The sequence below is a fragment of the Methylobacillus sp. MM3 genome (assembly GCF_001645185.1).
GTDB lineage: Bacteria > Pseudomonadota > Gammaproteobacteria > Burkholderiales > Methylophilaceae > MM2.
This window is the reverse complement of record NZ_LXTQ01000011.1, coordinates 26,011-45,386: the sequence shown is the minus strand read 5'-3', so window position 1 is coordinate 45,386 and position 19,376 is coordinate 26,011. Positions and strand designations below refer to the sequence as shown.

Below are 19,376 nucleotides of genomic sequence, written 5' to 3'. Positions count from 1 at the left end.
GCCGGGCTGACCTCACCAGTTCACCACATCCGCAGACTCGTCCTGCCCGCCCGCCTGCCCGTCCTTGCCAAATGAGATCAAATCGTATTCGCCATGCTCTCCCGGACTTTTGTACTGATAAGGCTTGCCCCATGGGTCGAGCGGCACCGCTTTTTGCAGATAAGGCCCGCCCCAGCGCCCTTCTCCAGCCGGCGCGGCATTCAATGCCAGCAGCCCCTGCTCGGTAGTCGGATAGTGTCCGGCATCCAGCCGGTACTGATCCAGCGCCTTGCCCAGCGCATCGATCTGGGCCCGGGCTGTCTTCACCTCGGATTTACCGATCTGCGCGAAATACTTGGGGCCGACATAGCCGGCCAAGAGGCCGATGATGACCATGACGACCAGGAGTTCGAGCAAAGTAAAACCCTGCTGGAAAGAACTTTCCACTTTACGCATTCGTTGCTTCTCCCAATTGCTTAAGTTGATTGTCGATAGTGCGAATGACGCCGGGCCAATCCCCGAACGCCGCCTGCCGGAACAGCTTTGCTGTGGGATACCAGTGCGTGTCGTCCCGGTCGCGCATCCAGCGCCATTCGCCGTAAAAAGGCAGCAATATCCAGACAGGCACGCCGAGCGCACCGGCGAGATGCGCTGGGGCCGAGTCGATGCTGATCACAACATCCAGACTGCACATCACCGCAGCCGATTCGTCGAAGTCGGTCAGTTCGGTATCGAGCGTCTTCACATTCGCCCGGCCCTGTAGCAAAGCTTGCTCTTCCGCCGTCAGGTCCTTTTGCAGGGTGACGAACAGCACGTCGGTGTTACCCGTAATCGCCGGCAGGTAGTCGTTCAGCCGGGATGAGCGGTTGTGGTCGTTGCCATGCTTGGGGTTGCCCCGCCACACGAGCCCGACACGATTGCGGAAACTTGCAGGCAGTTGCTGCTGCCAGTAGGCGACCTGCTCCGGGTCGGCCGCGAGATAAGGTACCTGGGCGGGAATATCAACTTCGGCGTTTGTTTGCATGGCGCGGGGCAGGCTCATGACCGGGATGTAGAAATCCAGCCCTGGCGGCACCTCGCCGACTTCCACGACATGCACCTGCGGAAAGCTCCTGCGAACGATGCCGGACAGTGATTTGAGGCACTGCATCCAGCACTCGACGCCCTGCTGTTCCAGCAAAGGGATGTAGCGCACCGCCTGTATCGCGTCGCCAAATCCCTGCTCGGCCTGAATCAGCAGCTTCCTGCTGCCGATGTCCGCCGTGCCGTCCCACGCCGGGTAGGGCATCTCCGGTAGCGCTGCCGCGCCGCGCAACTGGCGGCGGCATTCGTAACCCGACCAGCCGGCGCGGAAACGCCCGTGCAGCAGATGCACCAGCCCGCGATTCCAGCAGGCTTCGGCGAAATCCGGCTTCAGCGCGATGGCCTGCTCGTATTTTTCCAAAGCCTCGTCGTAGCGGAACTGCCGCTCCATCGCCACGCCGAGGTTGTAGACGGCGCCGTCGTAGCGCGGGTCAAGTTCCAGTGCATGATCGAAACACGCGATTGCTTCATCTACGCGGTTGAGCTCGACCAAGACGCTGCCCAGGCCGTTATGCGCGGCGACGTTATCCGGGTCGAGCGTAAAAACCCGCTGGAAGCAGTCGATCGCTTCCTCGAACACCCGGCTTTCATACAAGGTGTTGCCGAGGTTGACGAGCGCAGGCACATCGTTCGGGTCGAGCGCGAGAATCTTCTTGAATGCAACGACAGCCTCGTCATGCCGCTTGAGGTCGGCAAGCGCATTTCCCAACCCGTCGAGCGCCTTCACATAGTCCGGCTTCGCGGTCACCGCCTTGCGGTAGTAGTCGGCCGCCTCATCGAAGCGATTCAATTCATGCAGCAGGCGCGCCAATTCGTATGCGCATTCGGCATCGGGACGTACCGAGTAGGCTTTGAGGTAGGCCCCAATCGCCTCGTCATGGCGTTTCTGATTGGTGAGAACACGCGCAAGACCGACATGCGCGTCCATATGGTCCGGCTTAACGGCGATGGCGGCACTGAATGCAGCAATCGCCTCGTCGAAGCGATTCAAGGCACCAAGCGTGAACCCGAGATTGTTATGGGCATCCCCATGCCAGGGGTCGAATCGGACAGCCTGCCGGTACGCGATTATCGCTTCTTCCGGCCGCGCCAGCGCCGCATGTGCCACTCCCATACCGAAATAGGCATCGGCGCAATCCGGCCTGATCGCGGCGATTTGTAGGCACTGCGCCAGCGCCTCAGCATGGCGCTGCAACAAGTTCAGCAATTCGCCCATGCGCACGCGGGCTTTCCAGTAATCCGGTTTGCAAGCAACGGCCTTGCGGTGACATTCCAGGGCTTCTTCGTTGCGCTGCAGCTTTCCTAGCGCCACACCGAGGTTGTAGTGTGCCTCCGCGTAGTCGGGACGCAGCGCTAGCACACGCCGGAGGTAATCCGCGCCCTTCTCAGACTCCTGCGCTCTCAGGTAGCTCATGCCAGTGAGGTACAGCGCCTCGGCATGCAGCGGCGATTGCTTTAGGATCTTGCGCAATGCAGCGCGCGCCTCAATCAATCTGCCCGCCTGCTGCAATTGCACAGATTGCTGCATCAGGTGTTCTGTGGATTTGTCTGACATGAATCCGAGTAAATCTGTAAATTCCTGGAGATTGATAACTGCATGTTTTGTGATATCGGTGATGAATGCGCGGGAGCCTAAGCCCCCGCGCGTTCACTAGCTCGGCTGAACTGCCGCCGAATTAGTTAGGCACAAAACCGCTGATGCTGAACGAAATCCACGGAGCTTGCTCCTGACCGGTCTGACGGAAGGTCAGCGCACCGGCCGTAGCAGTGTGGGTGGAAGACGAGCAGCTGGTCTTCACGTATGTGTAGGGAGACGATGGCGTCTTGCTCCTGTCGTCATCCAGGTAGTTCGCATCGATGGTGAAGTCGACATAATTGCCATCCAGCGCGGCGCTTTGCTGCGATGCACTAGGTGCGCTGCCGGGCCACGCATTGACACCATTGATCGGCGTGCTGGCCGGGGTTGGCGTGGTCAACGGCTGGGCAACATAGCCAGACGCAGGAGTTTGACCCGTTGCATCGCTTGCATCTGCGCGGTGCTGCACAGACACGTTAGTGCGGCCCATACGAGATACCACGTCCTCTTGATTGGAGTTGTTGACAAAGTAGCCGGCATTGACGGTACGGCCGCTGAAGCCGGCGCGTACGAAGTCATTTACCTCGAGATACTGACTGCCGGCCGTGTTGAGGTCGTAATCCGTATTGGTCAGGGTGATCTGAGCACCGTAGATGCACTCATTGGTGGAGGATTTGCGCCAGATTCTGTCGACCACGCTACCCACCGTAACGTTGGTACCGTTGGTGTACGTAGCATCATTCAACACGATGTTGCGGGCGACGCTAGTAACCAGAGTAAAGCTGGCTTCCGGCGCAGTGTTAACGTTTGCCGGAAATACTGCGCAAGTGTTGTTAGCAAGGGTCGTGGGGTATGTCGCATCCCCCGAACCGAAGTTGCTGGTGGTATTGCACAACGTGTAAGGCGAGGTATCGGAACCAACCGCAAAACCGGTGGAAGGCAGGTTGACCAGACCGGTTGCCATCGCCTGAGCCGAAACCAGACCCAGAGCGCCAAGTACCGCCGCTTTCAGAATCATGTTGTTTTTCATGCTTTTTCCTTTACGTTACAATGAGCAGGCATTTGTGGCTGCCCGCGACACCCATCTGGCCCCTTCGTCTTGTAACGCCGTGTAAGCTCTACGGAACGATGGAAAGCCAAATCCAACTTGCGGGCAGTCACAATGCCTGCCCACTTTCTCCCACTGCGTTCACCACCCCTTCAACTGCGGGCTGGCGGATGTTGCAATCAAAGCTCAAGCTCAACCACAGAATTACTCCCGATATTTCCGAGAAAATTTCCTGATCTCTTCACGCCAAGCATCATTTCCGCTTATCCGTACCAAAGTCGTACTTCAAGGTGAACCATGCAGCGCGCGGCGCGCCTGGCGCAACGAAGGTCGTCGATTGCCACTCGTTGGAGTTGTAGTTGAAGCCGCTCGCCCCAATCGCACCATTTATCGACGGCGAGAACGGGTTGATATCGATACGCGAGGCGCTGAAATACTCCTTGTCCAGCAGGTTGTTGACTGTCAGGTTGGCAATCCAGCCGTTGCCGAAGTCATAGCTGGTATTGAAGTTGAATACCGCATATCCGGATGTCTTCCCGTCACCGTTGAAGCGGCGGGTCACGGTAGTGGGAACGCCGCTTATAACCCGCTGATACGACTGCACCGCCGGTCCATGCTCATTGTTCTCGTTGCCTCTGGCATACGACCAGCTGTGCGCCACCATGGTGAGCCCGATGCGCCACTTGTCTGTGGCCTGATACCCCAGGTTGAGATTGATGTTGTGCAGCGGAATCCCCGGCATGCGGTCACCGGGCTCTATCGTCATCATGTTGTAGTTGGCTGTTCCAAGCTGGTGATTGACCGCGCTGTTGTCAGCGTTGACGATCTTTGCCACGGCCTCGAAGGTGGCGTCGGTGAGCGAGTAGTTGGCACGCAAATCCCATCTGCCCTCCTTGCCGCCCAAGCCAAGTTCAAGCCCGCGCCGACGTGTCTTGCCAATAGTGTCGAAAAAGCTCTGGGTGGCTGTGTACGCAACGAAGTAGATGTCGTCCTGCAGGTTGGTGTTGTAGATGCTTGCGTTCCAGTCCCAACCGTTGACAAGCTTGCCGCGTGCGCCAAATTCCAGCGTGCGGGCCACGACCTGCGGCAGATAAGGATCACCGGACAAGGCTGTGGGTAAGGTGCAGGAACGGCCATTGACCAGGCTGCGCGGCGTTGGGGAAATGGTTTGTCCTGTCAATGGATGCTTGGTCACAATGGTGGAATCGAAAGCACAGCCCAGTTCGATAGCGGAAGGTGTGCGCGTACCCTGGCTCCAGTTACCGTACACATTGATGTGATCTCGCAGCGACCAACTTGCTCCGAATGCAGGGTTAATCTTGTGGTAGGTCGCCACTTCTCTTTCCCAGGGGTCGAAATAGGACTCCCCCGCAAAGGAGCCGCCAACCAACGCATCGGGAGAAGGAACCGGATTGTTGAGCAGATACTGGTCGCAATCGGACAATGCCGCTCCTTCACACAACAAGTAGCTCATATACTGGCTCGACATGGCCCTCAAGTCGACGTCCTCGGTGTTGCTGCGTGTCCGCATCCGGGTCATTACACGGGTATGGTTATAACGTGCGCTGGCCGAAAAGTGGAACCGCTCCACAGGCGTGAAGGTTTCGCTCAGATACGCGCTACGAGTCTTGCTGCTGCCGCTGAAATCGTTGTTGCGCACCGGGTAGGTAGCAGCTGCGAATTCATACCCGATTTCATCCGGTGCGGCATAGGCCTTGCGATTGGCATCGAGCAGCGCCAGCAGTTGCGAATTGGTATAGGTATTGGTGGCATAGTCCAGGGAGGTACCGACCATGAATTTGTGACGCCCCGTATCCCAGTTAAATTGCATGGAGCCGCCTCGGACAATTTGCCCGATATCCACCGAGGACAGAATGGCGTTAGGTGTACCATCGACGTAACCAGTCCCTGTGCCTCCGGCTTCAACTGCTCCGTTACGCCGAATTCGGTCACCGTTACCGTCCACTACGTAAATAAGTCCGCTTTCGTACTCGGCATTGGCGTAAGTACCGGAATCGCCGCAGCCCGCACCATTGAGTGACTCGGCCGCCAGCAGGGTGTAGGTGGTGCCATCATTGGGATTGAGAAAATAGGAGGGGACATCTTGATCAGAGAGTAAATTCGCCCAGACGCCCATGAAATCGCCGCCCAATACCCCTGAATAGAGATAATCACCTTCGCCATTGCCGTCGGAATCGGTGGCATCAATGTAAGTACTGCCTTGGCTAAAGAAGCCTCCGCCACGGACTCCAGTGAACATGCCCGCCTCGAAGGCAGTCCCTGCGGCTATATAATCTGAGAGACTTGCCGGAATCGTTCCATTGAGTGTGGAGGGATCGATTGAGCCGTCGGCAATGGCGTCAGCCACGTCATAGTCGCCATCGCCATCCAGATCGTAGGATGTATTGCCGGCGGTATAGTCAAACGCATTGAGATGCGCCAGCGTAAATCCGCTAAATATTGTCGGCGTAATGTAATAATTCGGTAACCCGTAAGCATTTGTGCTGGCGAAAGCACATACGGGGCTCTCCCCCGGCAAAGCGCGCCTGGTGGCATTTCCTTTGGCGGTATTATTGCCGCTGCCTTCCGCAAACTCTCGATTGATATCCCCCGTCACCGCCTTGCGGTCGCTCTTGCGGCGATAGGCTTGCCCGGTGACACTGAAGGTGTCGTTGACCTGAAACGCGCCAGCCACCTGGAATTGCAACAGCTCGTTCCTGGTTTTGTCGGGCGAGGTGAAAACGCTTTCGTTGTCCTGCTCGTACATTTCCTTGGGTATCAGGCCGTTGCCGACAAGGTCGTTGCCGGCATAGGTCACGCTGCCGTGCAAGTCGAGATTGTCTGTACGAAAGCTGGCCTTGCCGTAGGCCTGCATCACCTTGCTGGGAGAGTTGTTACGCCAGCCGTCTTCTTCGAAGCGGTTGAGCGCGAAGAAGCCGGCGACATTGCCCTTGCTGCCGCCAGTGGACATCATGACCTGCTTGCGGCCGAAGGAGCCTCCCAGGACTTGAATGTCGGTGCCGGGGTCGTCGAAGCCGTTCTTGGTGCGCATGGCGACCGCACCGCCCAGGGTGTTGAGGCCGAACACGGGGTTGGAGCCGGGAAAGACGTCGACGCTGGCGAGCGCGTTCATAGGAATCAAATCCCAGTTGACTACGTCGCCGAACGGCTCGTTGACGCGCACGCCGTCGAAGAACACTGACAGCCCTTGCGGCATGCCGATCTGCGGACCTGCGGTGAAACCGCGATAGGTGATGTCCATCTGGAACGGATTGCCCTGGTAGTCATTCACGTTGACGGACTGCAAGCGGCTGTTGAACAGTTCGGCGATCGTCATTGCCTTGGATTCCTTGATTTCCTCGGCGCTGATGCTCTGCACGTTGCCGGGGATTTCCTCCCTGGTCAGATTCAGGCCCGGCATCGGGCCAACCTGCTTGAAGCGCGAGGCACGGACGTCGACCACTTCGGTTTTGATGGTTTCGTTTTTCGCACCTGGCGCTTGGCGGCGGATGAGGGCCGTGTCGCCTTCCATGGTGATTTGCAGGCCGCTGCCGCGCAGCAGTCGGCGGAAGGCTTCGTCAGGCTCCCAGGCGCCATTGAGGGCGGGCGCGGTTTTGCCCGAGACCAGCGTACTGTCGAACACCACGCTGACGCCTGCCTTTTTGGCGAGCTGGGTGAGCGAATCCGTCAGGGGCTGTGCGGGCAGGTTGACGCTCACGGGTTCGGCGGCAGCATGCAGTGCGAAGCCGAGCGCGGCATAACCAAGCAAGGCCGCGATTCTGGAAGATATGCCTGCCCTGCCGCTTGCGGACAGTTCAGGGTAACTGCGGGATGGCAGGACGCCAGCTACTGCTCTGCGGGATATTTTCAAGGCGAATGCTTCTGCGAGCATCTTTTGTTGTCGTGAATGTGCTGCAACCATTTGGTCTCCCCGATATCGTCATTTGTGGTTGTCGATACCTTTATGACGGATGGGGAGAGCAAACCCTGATGTCGGTTTTATGTAGTTTTTCCCGAAAAAACCCGTGAAAACTTCCCGATGATGTTTCTTTTGCGAATCGGCCCGGATTGTCCGAAGCGGGAAAGCACGCTGGGGGTGCGGAACCAGTCCTTCGACAAGCTCAGGGCGAACGGGTTATTCGACAGGCTCCGAACGAAGGACGGCTCACGGTTTTCCCTGGGCCTCCCTGCCGGCCAGCCGGATCTCGCCGGAGGTTTCGTGGATGCTCACCGGCGCGATTATCGGCAGCGCCTTGAGGAACTTCTCGATGTCGCGCACTTGCACGATGGCGGTAATTTTGGCGGAGTCAGTGGGGTTCACTTGCGCGCGTACCGGCACCTTGCGATACCGCGACAGGGTTTCGGCGATTTCGCCCAGCGTCGCCTGCTCGAACACAAGTGTGCCACCCTGGAATGCAAAGGCATCGTTTGCACTGCGCCGGATACGTTGCGGCCGTTCTTCGAGGCTGACTTCGGCGACCTCGCCGTCGCTCAGGATCACCGGTTCAAACCGCGTATTGCCGGAGTTATCCTGCGCTTCGACCCGGACGCGGCCATGATCAACGCTGACGCGCACCAGGTCTGCAAGCCGATTGACTGCGAAACGCGTCCCCAGCACAGTGACTCGCGCATGGCCGCTATCGACGATGAAAGGGCGCTCCGGGTCGCGCGCGACATCGAAAATGACTTCGCCTCGATGCAAGGTGACCGTACGCTTGTTGCGGTAATAGGCGATATCCACGCTGGTATCGGCATTGAGGATGAGCGCTGTACCATCATCCAGCGTTTGCCGGCCGATTTCGCCGATGCCGGTGCTGCTTGCCGTCTGCAACACGGGTTGCGTCTCCCATGCCCGCCACGTCTTGTAGCCGAACAGTCCACTGCCCAGGATGATCATCATGCCCAGCAAGCCGTGTGTCATCGCCTTGCCCAAGCGCGTGCGCTGCTCCAGACGCTCGGCTTTCTTGCGCTCCATCGCCTGCGCCAACGATTCCAGCTTTGCCGCGGAGTCGAAATCCTCCCAGATTGCCAAGTACGCAGAATACTCGCTGGCATGCGCCGGATCCGACATCAGCCAGGCCTCGAACCGGCCTCGGTCGGGATGGTCAGGTTCCGCGCCGCGCATGCGCATGAACCAGCGCGCGGCTTCCTGTCTCAAGCGTTGAATCTGCCTCGTCATGCCATGTCGCGGGATCAATTCGTCATCAGGTTGCGAGCGGTCCGCAGATCGACCAGCGCCCGCATGATATGCCGCTCGACCATGTTGCGGCTGATGCTGAGCCGGGCCGCGATTTCGGCCTGGGCGAGCCCGTCGATGCGGAATAACCAGAAGACTTCCCGGCAGCGCGGCGGCAGGCAATCGATAATGCGCTGCAATGCCTCCAGCCGTTGCTGCAGGTCGGCAAGATGCTCGGGGGAAGGCGAGAAATGCTCTTCCGGAAAGGGAGCGCCTCCCGCCCCGCCTCGTTCGTCTCCCGCATCGTCGGGCACGAGCTGGACAAATCGCGACGTTTCGCGAAAGCTGTCGGCCAGCACATGGCGCACCACCGTGCGCAGATAGGCGTGCGGCTGCGCGATGGCCTCCCGATTCCGCGTGAGCGCAAATCGCAAAAACGCATCATGCAATATGTCGTGCGCGACATGCGTGCAGTGGGTATGGCGATAAATGCCGGGAAGCAGATCGGCATACGCCCAGCGAAGATCAAGACCGTGCCAGTACACTTCATTACTCCGGGAAAGGGGACGCCTTGCGGCCGGGTGACGACTTGCCAGCCGGCAAACCGCACATATCGGTTTGCCATGATAGTCCTCCCATCGAAGCAGGGAATGTGATGAAATCTTGGATTTCATCGGGAAATTTTCCCGATGTTCTGGCCGGTCTGGCGGCAGGCTTCAGCCTTCCAGCCGGAAATCCACCGGCACCACGACGGTAAACGACTTGTTGGCCAGGCCGTCTTTTACCGGCAGCACATTGACGGCCTTCCTCACCATCGCCAGCGCTTCCTCGTCCAGCACCTTGTGGCCGCTGGAGTCGATCAATGCGATATCGATCAGCTTGCCCATGCTGATCCGGGCGCTCACCGTTACCCGTCCCTGCCAACTGCGGCGGATCGCTATCTGCGGATATTTCTTGTTTTTTCCTACCATGTCATGCAGCAATTGGCCATAACCCTGCCACGCCTCGTCCGTGCCCGCCTCTTCCGGGCTTTCGCGTCGCGCAACTGCACTGGGAGCGCTTTTCTCTCGCAGCGGAGAAGACTCTGCCGGCTCCACGGGCAACTCGGCCGGAGCGGTATTCGGCGACACGTTTTCGACCGCGGCCGGCGTGGGTATTTCATCCGCCACGTAGTCATCCGGCGCCGGCGTCTCCTGCCGGGCGGTGAGCACGGGCAGCGCCGCCGATTTTTCCTTCGGAACGGGTTTCTCCCGCGGCTGGGGGCGCGGCTGCGGCTCAGGCATGTCGGGCGGTTGGGGAGGCACGGGCAGAGGCAAAGCCTCGTGCCGGGCTTCGGCTACCTGTGCCAGCTCCACTTCCATCCGCAGTTGCGGCTGAGGCCGGGGATGCTCAAGATAAGGCACGAGCAGCAAGGCCGCTGCGTGCAGGCCCAGTGAAATAACCAGGCCCACGCTTAAATCCTGGCGCGGAGAGGCTGTCATGTCCGGCAGCACTCCATCGATCGGCAATTGCCGCAACCCTGTGACGGCGCAATGCCATTTCGTGGATGGCATCGATTCATCTCTTCACCTCCGGCAGCATGACGAAGGTAAATCTGGCGATACCGGCGCGCTGAATGGCGGCCATCACCTTGGCGACGACACCGTATTCGACTTTTTCATCCGCCAGGATTTCAACGGAAAAATCCTGGCTGCCAGCAGCCTCCTTGAGGCGGGCGTTCAATTCCGGCATCGCCAGCAGGGCATCGTTGAAATAGATATCGCCGCGATCGGTGATGCTGATGCGCGCGTTCTTGAGCTGCGTAATGGAAATGCTGGCGGTCGCCTTGGGCAGTTTGACCGGCACGGCGTTCATCAGCAGCGGCGCAGTAACGATAAACACGGTCAGCAGCACGAGCATGACATCCACCAGCGGCGTGACGTTGATTTCGCTCATCATGTTGTCGTCGTTACCAGAATTCATGGCCATATTCGACTCCTCTCGATTCATGGACTGCCGTGGCGCGCTTGCGCAACGGCAAAGCCGGGGCTAATCCCCTTTCATCCCGGATTTGATGACCAGATGCTGGAATGACGATGCGAAGTTGTCCATGTCGGCCGCGGAGGTCCTGACCTTGCGCAGGAAATAGTTATAGGCAAGTACCGCCGGCACCGCGGTCGCGATGCCGATGGCCGTGGCGATGAGAGCCTCGCCGATGGGGCCGGCCACGACGTCGAGCCCGGCGGAGCCCGTGGCGGAAATATTCTTGAGCGCATTCATGATGCCCCACACCGTGCCGAACAGCCCAATGAAAGGCGCGGTCGAACCGATGCTTGCCAGCACTGCAAGCCCGCTCTCCATACGGCTTTGTTCGTTGTGCGACTGACTGCGAAGCGCATGTCGCAGGATTTCGCGTCGGTCCTCGGATGGCATATCCGAAGCCCGCTGCAAATGGGCCAGCTCATCCAGCCCCGCCTGGCAAATCCGCGCCATCCTGCCGCGCGCGTCTTTCACCAGGACCAGCACGTCATGCAAATGACCGGCCTTGGCATAGGCCTGCAGAAAACGCCGGTCGTACCTGGCATTTCTGAAAAATGCGACGAACTTGGCAATACCTATCGTCCAGATCAGGACAGAGAGTAAAACCAGGAATATGAGTACGGCATCGACGATATCGGGGACTGAATCCATGTTGGCGCATCCATTCGTTGTCACGAGATCAAGAAATTTGATCCCTTGTTGATATGACGCCGAATGGCTGTGAAACCCTGATATCGAAATCAAAAATTTTTGATACGATCGCGCCCCGCTTGCCTTAGAGCTGACCGCTACTTTTCAATCATTCCATGCCGCATGGCGAGGCGCAGCATTTCTATGGGCGTGGAAACTCCCAGCTTCTGCTTGATGAGCGTGAGGTAGTTGGCGACGGTTTTCTGGCTGATCTTGAGCTTGTAGGCGACCTCTTCCGCGCCCAGTCCTTCCGCCACCATCCGGAATACTTCAAATTCGCGCGCCGAAAGCTGGTTGACCGGTTCATTGCCGCCATCCAGGCTCTGCATTGCAATTTTCTGCGCGACACCGGTGCTGATATAGATTTTACCCTTGGCCACTTCCTGCACGGCCGTCACCAATTCTTCCGGCGCGCCGGTTTTGGCGACGTAGCCGCGCGCGCCAGCCTTGAGCGCCTGCGTGGCGAAGGCGGCGTTTTCGTGCATGGAAAACACCAGCATCCGGGCAGAAGGATGGCGGGCAAGTATACGCCGTACCGCTTCCAGCCCGCCCATGCCGGGCATGGAAAGATCCAGCACGGTGACATCGGGCAAATGCTCGCTGAAAAGGCGATAGGCCTGTTCTCCGCTTTCCGCTTCGGCGACGACTTCCAGGCCTTGCCGTTGCTCCAGCAGGCGGCGCAGCCCGGAACGCACGACCGCGTGGTCGTCGGCGAGCATGATGCGGATATTCCGCTGCGTGCTCATGATGTTTCCTTTATCGGTATGCTGACCAGGATGCGCGTGCCCATCGCGGACACACTGGTCAATTCGAATGTTCCTCCCATGCCTTCCACCCGTTCGCGCATGCCGCCCAGGCCAAAACCGGCAATGTTTTCGGAATCGAATCCCTTGCCATCATCTGAAACCATGATTTCCAGCATGCTGCCACCGGCACCGCCATTCACCCGGCGCACGCACACTTCGACGCGTCGCGCTGCGGCATGGCGCGCCACGTTGGTCAGCGATTCCTGTACCACGCGGTAAGCGGTGATGTTCGCGGTTTCATCCTGGCTATCGATACCCTCAGAGAGCTTGATGATGCAGGTCACGCTACTGTTGCGGTGACGCCAGCCCGACAGCATTTCGTTCAACGCCGCGCGTAACCCGAGCCCGTCCAGCACTTCCGGACGCAAGCGCTGCAGCATGGCGCGTATCTGGTGCATGACGCGATGCGTCACGTCCACAATCGCCTGGGCGCTTTCGCGCGCGGCAGGAAAGTCGGTTTTGCTCATTTCCAGCAAGGTTGTTCCATCGACCCGGATCGCGGTCAGCGATTGGCCCAACTCGTCATGCAGGTCGCGGGCCAGGCTCTTGCGTTCTTCTTCCTGCAGGCGGATCAACTGCTGCGAAAGCTTGTGATTGCGGCTGATGCTCTGCTGAAGGGTGTTCGCCATGCGATTGAATTTCTCGCTGATGCGCGCCAGTTCCGGCAAACGAAAGGATGGCAGGCGTGCGTCCAGATTGCCGCGCTCCAGCTCATTCAACGCGGACCAGATGCTACCCACCGGGCGCAGCGCTCGACCAACCGCCCAGTACACCATGATGTTGACCGTGAGAAAAAACAGTACGACCAGCGATAGCAGGCCGATGGTATCGTCCCAGACCTCCGCAATTTCGTAGGAAGGGTCGGGAGTAATCACCAATTCGCCGAAGTCTCGGCCGTTGACGACGACGTGGCGGCGTGCCCCCGCCCATTCAATATCCACGCGCTCCATCAGCCGGGCAAACCAGGGCGGCGTATCCATTCTTTCAGCCCTGGAGGCATCCTTCAGGCTGTTGCTGTCCTGTAAACGGCCATGCGTATCGAAATACTCGATCCTGAAATGGCGGATGTGCCGAAAATCCTGCAAGCGAAAAGGATGCTCCTGAACGTCGACATTGGCGGTGGCCGCGAGATAGGCAATTTCGGCATCCAGCAGGTGCGTGACCAGGACAGCGGTCGATTCTATTTCCGCTCTCACGTTTTCACGCGCGTTACTGATGAGTTGCATCGCCCCGATCAGCATCATCAGGGCCAGCAAGGCAGTAATCAACAGGTTCAGGCGCAATTTGAGGCTTAATGTTTCCAGTAGGATTTTCATTGTGCTTTGATGAGCGATTCATGCAGGAACATGTCTCAATGGCAATAAATGTGCCGCATGCGAGGCAGCCGCAACTGCTTGATTTACCGATGTACGCCGCAGAACGGGCATTGCATGGAATGGATGCAGGCAACCACATGGCTGATATCAGCCATTTTTTCATTTAAAATCAATACGATACTTTCATATCGCCGTGATTTCTGTATAATTCGCGCCCCCACGAATCTGGAAAATAAACGGAGATTGTCATGAACAAGAAGTTATTTGCGCTGGTCGTCGCTGCGCTTTTCGCCACGCCGTCTGCCTACGCCGCTGCCAAGCACGCCGACGCACTGGAAACCTGCATGAAAGCCGCGCAGGCAAAGCATCCGGGTAACGTTCAAACCCTGGAAGCCGAAATCGCAAAGGGCAAGGCCATCTATGAATTCGACATTCGCACCCAGGATGGCAAGGAGTGGGAAGTCGAATGCGACGCCAAATCCGGCAAGGTGATTGAAGAAGAGGAAGAAGTCACCGCCAACGATGCACGCTTCACCTCCAAGGCCAGACTCTCCATGGAAGAAGCCAGGAAGGCCGCCCTGGCAATCCATGCCGGCGAAGTTCTTGAAACGGAATACGCGATCGAATCCGATGGCAGCATTTCTTACGAGTTCGATATCAAGACTGCCAATGGCAAGGAAATGGAAGTTGAAATCGACGCCGTGACCGGAAAACTGGATGAAGAGCCGGAAGAAGAAATCTATCAGATCGGCGAAGAGAAGTAATTCTCGCCACGCCAGCAAAAAGGCACCCCGGATCGGGGTGCCTTTTTATTTGTCCGGAGTCGGAACTGCAGGCTTGGCGGGCGGCGGCGGAAGTGTGCCGCCATCCATCACCTGGTAGAACACTTCGTCCTGCTTCACCATGCCCAACTCGCTGCGGGCGCGCTCTTCAATGGCGCCATAACCTTGCTTGAGGTCACGCACTTCGGCGTCCAGGGTGTCGTTGCGTGCCTTGAGCGTGGCGTTGGCTTCTTTTTGCTTGTCGATCTGCTGGCTCAAATCCCATACCCGCAGCCAGCTCCCCTTACCCAGCCACAACGGGTATTGCAGCAGGGCGATCAGCAGTACGAAAACCAGGGTGAGCCAGCGCATGCAGGCGTAATGCCGATCAGCCGATCAACTGGTAAAACGCATCGCGGCCGGGGTAGCTGCCGCCGCCCAGCTCTTCCTCGATGCGCAAGAGCTGGTTGTACTTGGCGATGCGTTCTGAACGCGACAGCGAGCCGGTCTTGATTTGCAGCGCGTTGGTCGCGACGGCAATATCGGCGATGGTGGTATCTTCGGTTTCGCCGGAGCGGTGCGAAATGATGGAGGTATAGCCGGCGCGCTTGGCGGTTTCGATCGCGTCGAAGGTTTCGGTCAGCGTGCCGATCTGGTTGACCTTGATCAGGATGGAGTTCGCGACACCGCGCTGGATGCCTTCCTTCAGGATGCGGGCGTTGGTAACGAACAGGTCGTCGCCGACCAGCTGCACCGCGTCGCCCAGACGCTGGGTCAGCATGCTCCAGCCGTCCCAGTCGAATTCGCTCATGCCGTCTTCGATGCTGATGATCGGGTACTTGTCGCACCAAGTGGCAAGGTAGTCGCCGAACTGCTCGGAATTGAGTTGCAGGCCTTCGGACTCGATGTGGTACAGGCCGTCCTTGTAGAATTCGGTGCTGGCGCAGTCGATGCCGATCAACACGTCGCTGCCGGGCTCGTAACCTGCGGCGGAGATCGCTTCCATGATGTATTGCAGCGCCGCTTCGTTGGTCGGCAGATCGGGGGCGAAGCCGCCTTCGTCGCCGACGGTGGTGGCCAGGCCCTTCTTGTGCAGGATTTTCTTCAGCGCATGGAACACTTCGGCGCCGCAACGGATCGCTTCGCGGAAGGTCGGGCGACCGGCCGGGATCACCATGAATTCCTGCATGTCGATGCTGTTGGAGGCGTGCGCGCCGCCGTTGATGATATTCATCATCGGCACCGGCAATTGCATGCGGCCGGAGCCGCCGAGGTAGCGATACAGCGGCAGGCCGGACTCTTCGGCGGCTGCGCGGGCGCAGGCCATCGAAACGGCCAGCAGTGCGTTGGCGCCGAGGCGACCCTTGTTTTCGGTGCCGTCGAGATCGATCAGCGTGGTGTCGATGAAGCTCTGCTCTTCGACGTCGAGGCCGACGATGGCTTCGGCAATTTCGGTATTGATGCTCTCCACTGCATTGAGCACACCCTTGCCCAGATAGCGGCTATCGTCGCCGTCGCGCAGTTCCACGGCCTCCTTGCTGCCGGTGGAAGCACCGGAAGGCACGGCGGCGCGGCCGATGATGCCGGACTCCAGCAGAACATCGGCTTCAACAGTCGGGTTACCGCGCGAGTCGAGAATTTCACGCGCGATGATGTCGACGATAGCACTCATCTATATTTTTCCTTTTCACAATGAAAGCTCTCACCACAAAGCGCACGGAGAAACGGGAATTTTTATTCCCGGTGTTCTCCGTGTACTCTCCGTGGTTCAGAGCTGTTGTTCAATAAACCCGTGCTGTTTGACCAGCCGGTCGATCTCAGCCAGCGTGGTCAGCAGCGGCTTCATCATGTGCAATGGCCACGCGTTGGGGCCGTCGGACATCGCGACAGCCGGGTTGGGGTGTGTTTCCATGAACACGCCCGCCACGCCACTCGCCACCGCAGCGCGCGCCAGCACCGGAACATGCTCGCGCTGGCCGCCGCTCTTGTCGCCCTGCCCGCCCGGCTGCTGCACCGAGTGGGTGGCGTCGAACACCACCGGGCAATCGGTATTGCGCATTACGGCGAGGCCGCGCATGTCGGACACCAGCGTGTTGTAGCCGAAGGAGGCGCCGCGCTCGCACACCATGATGGTGTCCGCGCCGCCATTGGCCGCCTTGGCCTTGTCCACGACATTCTTCATGTCCCACGGCGCCATGAACTGGCCCTTCTTGATATTGACCGGCTTGCCGGTCGCCGCGCAGGCCTGGATGAAATCGGTCTGGCGGCAGAGGAAGGCAGGCGTTTGCAACACATCGACCACGGCAGCCACTTCCGGGACTTCGTTTTCGTTATGCACATCGGTCAGCACCGGCACGCCGATCTGCTTCCTCACTTCGCTGAGGATGCGCAACCCTTCCTGCATGCCGAGGCCGCGGAAGGTCTTGTTGGAGCTGCGATTGGCCTTGTCGTAGGACGACTTGTAGATGAAATTGATGCCCAGCTCGGCACAGAGTTCCTTGAGCTGGCCGGCGGTATCCATCGCCATCTGCTCGGACTCGATCACGCATGGGCCGGCAATCAGGAACAAGGGCTGATTCAGGCCGACTTCAAAACCGCACAGTTTCATTATTTGCTTTCCTTACGCTGGATCGCGGCCTCGACATACGCCTTGAACAGCGGATGGCCGGCGCGCGGGTTGGAAGTGAATTCCGGGTGGAACTGGCAGGCGACGAACCACGGGTGTACGTCCTGCGGCAGTTCAATCATCTCGCACAGGTTTTCGGTCGGAGTACGCGCGGAAACAACGAGGCCTGCAGTCTTCAATTGGTCAACATAATGGTTGTTGACTTCATAACGGTGGCGATGACGCTCGTTGACTTCGGGGCCATAAATCTTTTCGGCCAGCGTGTCGGGGACGATGGGGCATTTCTGCGCGCCGAGGCGCATGGTGCCGCCGAGATCGGAGTTCTCGTCGCGCTTCTCGACCTTGCCGGAAGCATCTTTCCATTCCGTAATCAGGCCGACCACATGATGCGGCGAATCCGGATCGAATTCCGTACTGTTGGCTTTTTCGAGACCTGCGACGTCGCGCGCGAACTCGATCACGGCCAACTGCATGCCGAGGCAGATGCCGAGATAAGGCACCTTGTTTTCGCGGGCATAGCGGATCGCCGCGATCTTGCCTTCCGTGCCGCGCTTGCCGAAGCCGCCGGGCACCAGGATCGCGTCCATGTTTTTCAGCACCTCGCAGCCGCTCTTCTCGATGTCTTCGGAATCCATGTAGTGAATCTTGACCTTGGAGCGGGTATGCATGCCGGCATGAATCAGCGCCTCGGTCAGCGATTTGTAGGATTCGGTCAGGTCGACGTACTTGCCGACAAAGGCGATGTCGATCTGGTGATCCGGATGCTCGACCGCGTCGGTCAGTTTCTTCCATGCGGAAAGATCGGCCGCGCGCGCCAGGATACCCAGCTTGTGGCAGACGATCTCATCCAGCATCTGGTCGTGCAGCATGCCGGGGATCTTGTAGATGCTGTCGGCGTCGATGGCGGAAATCACCGCCTCGGGCGCGACATTGGTAAACAGCGCAATCTTGCGGCGCTCGTCGTCCGGGATGGAGCGGTCGGCGCGGCACAAAAGAATATCGGGCTGGATACCGATTTCGCGCAATTCCTTCACCGAGTGCTGCGTCGGCTTGGTCTTGAGTTCGCCGGCGGTAGGAATCCACGGCAGCAGCGTCAGGTGCACATAGCAGGCATTGCCGCGGCCTTCTTCGATGCCCATTTGGCGGATGGCTTCCAGGAAGGGCAGCGATTCGATGTCGCCCACCGTGCCACCGACTTCGACGATCGCCACTTCGGCGCCCTCGGCGCCGCGCTTGATGTTGGCCTTGATTTCATCGGTAATGTGCGGGATCACCTGCACCGTCTTGCCGAGGTACTCGCCGCGCCGCTCCTTGCGGATGACGTTCTCGTACACCTGGCCGGTGGTGAAGTTGTTGCGTTTGCCCATGCGGGCGCTGATGAAGCGTTCGTAGTGGCCCAGGTCGAGGTCGGTCTCGGCGCCGTCGTCAGTGACGAACACCTCGCCGTGCTGGAACGGACTCATGGTGCCTGGGTCCACATTGATATAGGGATCCAGTTTTAGCATGGTGACCCGGATGCCGCGGGACTCGAGAATGGCGCCGAGAGAAGCGGCGGCAATGCCCTTGCCCAGGGAAGAAACCACGCCGCCGGTGACGAATACGTATTTGGTCATGAAAAGTGCTTTTGAGTGAGGCGGACGGGGGGCCATTTTACCGGAAACGGGATGGGGTCACAATGAAACCTCTGGATACCCTTGTGCGGCAAAAGGAGTAATATCCTGTTGTAAGAAACTGTTTAAAAAAATGTAACCGGGATGGCCTTCGCAGGAATTTTTTAAACGGCTTTCAGGCCTCGAATGAAACACTTCGTCGTTTCTACCCACGCCGCCTTCGCACCACTTTGCGGCGCAAGGAGGACATCATGAAACCCATCGCTGCCAGCTTCCTCTTCATGGCGACACTTTTTACCGCCTTGGCGCTTGCCGAGGAGCCGCCCCCCTCGCATGTTCCCGCCGAAGAAACCTACCGCGCCTTTACCGCCCCCGACGGCATACAGCATGTCAGCATCGTCGGCGGCAATTACTTCTTCCGCCCCAACCGGGTGATCGTCAAAGTCAACGTTCCAGTAGAACTCGGCGTCACCCTGGAACGCGGCATCGTCCCGCACAGCCTCGTCATCGACGCGCCCGAAGCCGGCATGCAGATAGATGAAAAACTGAGCTCCGAGCCGAAGAAAATCCGCTTCACTCCGACCGCAACCGGCAGCTTTACGTTCTATTGCAAGAACAAGCTGCTGTTCTTGAAAAGCCATCGCGCCAAAGGCATGGAAGGCACCCTGGAAGTCGTCGATTGAGCA

The 19,376-nt window shown here is 58.7% G+C and carries 18 protein-coding genes; 3 read left to right on the top strand and 15 right to left on the bottom strand.

Going from position 1 to position 19,376, the window contains the following annotated elements; genetic code table 11:
* Window positions 1-12: 12 nt before the first annotated feature.
* The 11 genes from gspG to A7976_RS04385 all read right to left on the bottom strand — a co-directional run bounded on the left by gspG (window position 13) and on the right by A7976_RS04385 (window position 13,693).
* Window positions 13-435 (bottom strand): type II secretion system major pseudopilin GspG, encoded by a 423-nt coding sequence (gene gspG / locus A7976_RS04435; protein WP_067107728.1) that lies wholly within the window; start codon window positions 433-435, stop codon window positions 13-15.
* Entirely contained in the window at window positions 428-2,617 is a 2,190-nt protein-coding gene (locus tag A7976_RS04430) for a tetratricopeptide repeat protein (protein WP_067107724.1), read from the bottom strand. Before A7976_RS04430 ends, gspG begins: the two co-directional genes overlap by 8 nt.
* Window positions 2,618-2,738: 121 nt before the next feature.
* Window positions 2,739-3,668: a hypothetical protein gene (locus A7976_RS14720; RefSeq protein ID WP_082877989.1), complete on the bottom strand. Its 930-nt coding sequence runs from the start codon at window positions 3,666-3,668 to the stop codon at window positions 2,739-2,741.
* Window positions 3,669-3,939: 271 nt separating this feature from the next.
* The gene (locus A7976_RS04420; RefSeq protein WP_165601719.1) at window positions 3,940-7,557 is read right to left on the bottom strand and encodes a TonB-dependent receptor domain-containing protein; all 3,618 of its coding nucleotides are present in this window, start codon (window positions 7,555-7,557) and stop codon (window positions 3,940-3,942) included.
* A 294-nt stretch (window positions 7,558-7,851) separates the two neighbouring features.
* The gene (locus A7976_RS04415) at window positions 7,852-8,865 is read right to left on the bottom strand and encodes a FecR domain-containing protein (RefSeq protein WP_067107718.1); all 1,014 of its coding nucleotides are present in this window, start codon (window positions 8,863-8,865) and stop codon (window positions 7,852-7,854) included.
* 14 nt (window positions 8,866-8,879) lie between these two features.
* Window positions 8,880-9,407, bottom strand: a complete 528-nt coding sequence (locus A7976_RS04410) for an RNA polymerase sigma factor (protein WP_067107715.1) — start codon at window positions 9,405-9,407, stop codon at window positions 8,880-8,882.
* 171 nt (window positions 9,408-9,578) lie between these two features.
* Complete coding sequence (locus A7976_RS04405) at window positions 9,579-10,415, bottom strand: energy transducer TonB (RefSeq protein WP_082877986.1); 837 nt, start codon at window positions 10,413-10,415, stop codon at window positions 9,579-9,581.
* A gap of 4 nt (window positions 10,416-10,419) precedes the next feature.
* Window positions 10,420-10,830, bottom strand: coding sequence for a biopolymer transporter ExbD (locus A7976_RS04400; protein WP_067107709.1), 411 nt, complete (start codon window positions 10,828-10,830; stop codon window positions 10,420-10,422).
* Between the two features lie 60 nt (window positions 10,831-10,890).
* Window positions 10,891-11,532, bottom strand: coding sequence for a MotA/TolQ/ExbB proton channel family protein (locus A7976_RS04395; RefSeq protein ID WP_067107706.1), 642 nt, complete (start codon window positions 11,530-11,532; stop codon window positions 10,891-10,893).
* A gap of 137 nt (window positions 11,533-11,669) precedes the next feature.
* Window positions 11,670-12,317: a response regulator transcription factor gene (locus tag A7976_RS04390; RefSeq protein WP_067107698.1), complete on the bottom strand. Its 648-nt coding sequence runs from the start codon at window positions 12,315-12,317 to the stop codon at window positions 11,670-11,672.
* Entirely contained in the window at window positions 12,314-13,693 is a 1,380-nt protein-coding gene (locus A7976_RS04385) for a histidine kinase (RefSeq protein WP_067107696.1), read from the bottom strand. Before A7976_RS04385 ends, A7976_RS04390 begins: the two co-directional genes overlap by 4 nt.
* Before the next feature lie 20 nt (window positions 13,694-13,713).
* Between A7976_RS04385 and A7976_RS15145 the strand changes: the two genes are divergently transcribed.
* Together A7976_RS15145 and A7976_RS04380 are read left to right on the top strand one after the other, a co-directional pair.
* A complete protein-coding gene (locus A7976_RS15145) occupies window positions 13,714-13,860 on the top strand; it encodes a hypothetical protein (RefSeq protein WP_165601718.1) in 147 nt (48 codons plus the stop codon).
* Window positions 13,861-13,941: 81 nt separating this feature from the next.
* Window positions 13,942-14,457, top strand: coding sequence for a PepSY domain-containing protein (locus A7976_RS04380; protein WP_067107694.1), 516 nt, complete (start codon window positions 13,942-13,944; stop codon window positions 14,455-14,457).
* A 45-nt stretch (window positions 14,458-14,502) separates the two neighbouring features.
* Here A7976_RS04380 and ftsB read toward each other — a convergent pair whose 3' ends face one another.
* The 4 genes from ftsB to A7976_RS04360 form a co-directional block, all read right to left on the bottom strand.
* A complete protein-coding gene (gene ftsB / locus A7976_RS04375) occupies window positions 14,503-14,826 on the bottom strand; it encodes a cell division protein FtsB (protein WP_067107691.1) in 324 nt (107 codons plus the stop codon).
* A gap of 16 nt (window positions 14,827-14,842) precedes the next feature.
* Window positions 14,843-16,126, bottom strand: a complete 1,284-nt coding sequence (gene eno / locus A7976_RS04370) for a phosphopyruvate hydratase (RefSeq protein WP_067107688.1) — start codon at window positions 16,124-16,126, stop codon at window positions 14,843-14,845.
* A 96-nt stretch (window positions 16,127-16,222) separates the two neighbouring features.
* On the bottom strand, window positions 16,223-17,062 hold the full coding sequence (gene kdsA, locus A7976_RS04365) for a 3-deoxy-8-phosphooctulonate synthase (protein WP_067107685.1): 840 nt from the start codon (window positions 17,060-17,062) through the stop codon (window positions 16,223-16,225).
* Window positions 17,062-18,693: a CTP synthase gene (locus A7976_RS04360; protein ID WP_067107682.1), complete on the bottom strand. Its 1,632-nt coding sequence runs from the start codon at window positions 18,691-18,693 to the stop codon at window positions 17,062-17,064. The genes kdsA and A7976_RS04360 overlap by 1 nt, the downstream gene beginning before the upstream one ends.
* Before the next feature lie 248 nt (window positions 18,694-18,941).
* Here A7976_RS04360 and A7976_RS04355 point away from each other — a divergent pair, with 248 nt between their 5' ends.
* On the top strand, window positions 18,942-19,373 hold the full coding sequence (locus A7976_RS04355; RefSeq protein WP_067107679.1) for a hypothetical protein: 432 nt from the start codon (window positions 18,942-18,944) through the stop codon (window positions 19,371-19,373).
* Window positions 19,374-19,376: the final 3 nt, after the last annotated feature.

What these genes read in the sequence shown, in the direction of transcription:
- gspG (WP_067107728.1), bottom strand. Translation starts at nt 435, where the DNA reads ATGCGTAAAGTGGAAAGTTCTTTCCAGCAGGGTTTTACTTTGCTCGAA.
- A7976_RS04430 (WP_067107724.1), bottom strand. Translation starts at nt 2,617, where the DNA reads ATGTCAGACAAATCCACAGAACACCTGATGCAGCAATCTGTGCAATTG.
- A7976_RS14720 (WP_082877989.1), bottom strand. Translation starts at nt 3,668, where the DNA reads ATGAAAAACAACATGATTCTGAAAGCGGCGGTACTTGGCGCTCTGGGT.
- A7976_RS04415 (WP_067107718.1), bottom strand. Translation starts at nt 8,865, where the DNA reads ATGACGAGGCAGATTCAACGCTTGAGACAGGAAGCCGCGCGCTGGTTC.
- A7976_RS04405 (WP_082877986.1), bottom strand. Translation starts at nt 10,415, where the DNA reads ATGCCATCCACGAAATGGCATTGCGCCGTCACAGGGTTGCGGCAATTG.
- A7976_RS04400 (WP_067107709.1), bottom strand. Translation starts at nt 10,830, where the DNA reads ATGGCCATGAATTCTGGTAACGACGACAACATGATGAGCGAAATCAAC.
- A7976_RS04395 (WP_067107706.1), bottom strand. Translation starts at nt 11,532, where the DNA reads ATGGATTCAGTCCCCGATATCGTCGATGCCGTACTCATATTCCTGGTT.
- A7976_RS04390 (WP_067107698.1), bottom strand. Translation starts at nt 12,317, where the DNA reads ATGAGCACGCAGCGGAATATCCGCATCATGCTCGCCGACGACCACGCG.
- A7976_RS04385 (WP_067107696.1), bottom strand. Translation starts at nt 13,693, where the DNA reads ATGAAAATCCTACTGGAAACATTAAGCCTCAAATTGCGCCTGAACCTG.
- A7976_RS15145 (WP_165601718.1), top strand. Translation starts at nt 13,714, where the DNA reads ATGCAGGAACATGTCTCAATGGCAATAAATGTGCCGCATGCGAGGCAG.
- A7976_RS04380 (WP_067107694.1), top strand. Translation starts at nt 13,942, where the DNA reads ATGAACAAGAAGTTATTTGCGCTGGTCGTCGCTGCGCTTTTCGCCACG.
- ftsB (WP_067107691.1), bottom strand. Translation starts at nt 14,826, where the DNA reads ATGCGCTGGCTCACCCTGGTTTTCGTACTGCTGATCGCCCTGCTGCAA.
- eno (WP_067107688.1), bottom strand. Translation starts at nt 16,126, where the DNA reads ATGAGTGCTATCGTCGACATCATCGCGCGTGAAATTCTCGACTCGCGC.
- kdsA (WP_067107685.1), bottom strand. Translation starts at nt 17,062, where the DNA reads ATGAAACTGTGCGGTTTTGAAGTCGGCCTGAATCAGCCCTTGTTCCTG.
- A7976_RS04360 (WP_067107682.1), bottom strand. Translation starts at nt 18,693, where the DNA reads ATGACCAAATACGTATTCGTCACCGGCGGCGTGGTTTCTTCCCTGGGC.
- A7976_RS04355 (WP_067107679.1), top strand. Translation starts at nt 18,942, where the DNA reads ATGAAACCCATCGCTGCCAGCTTCCTCTTCATGGCGACACTTTTTACC.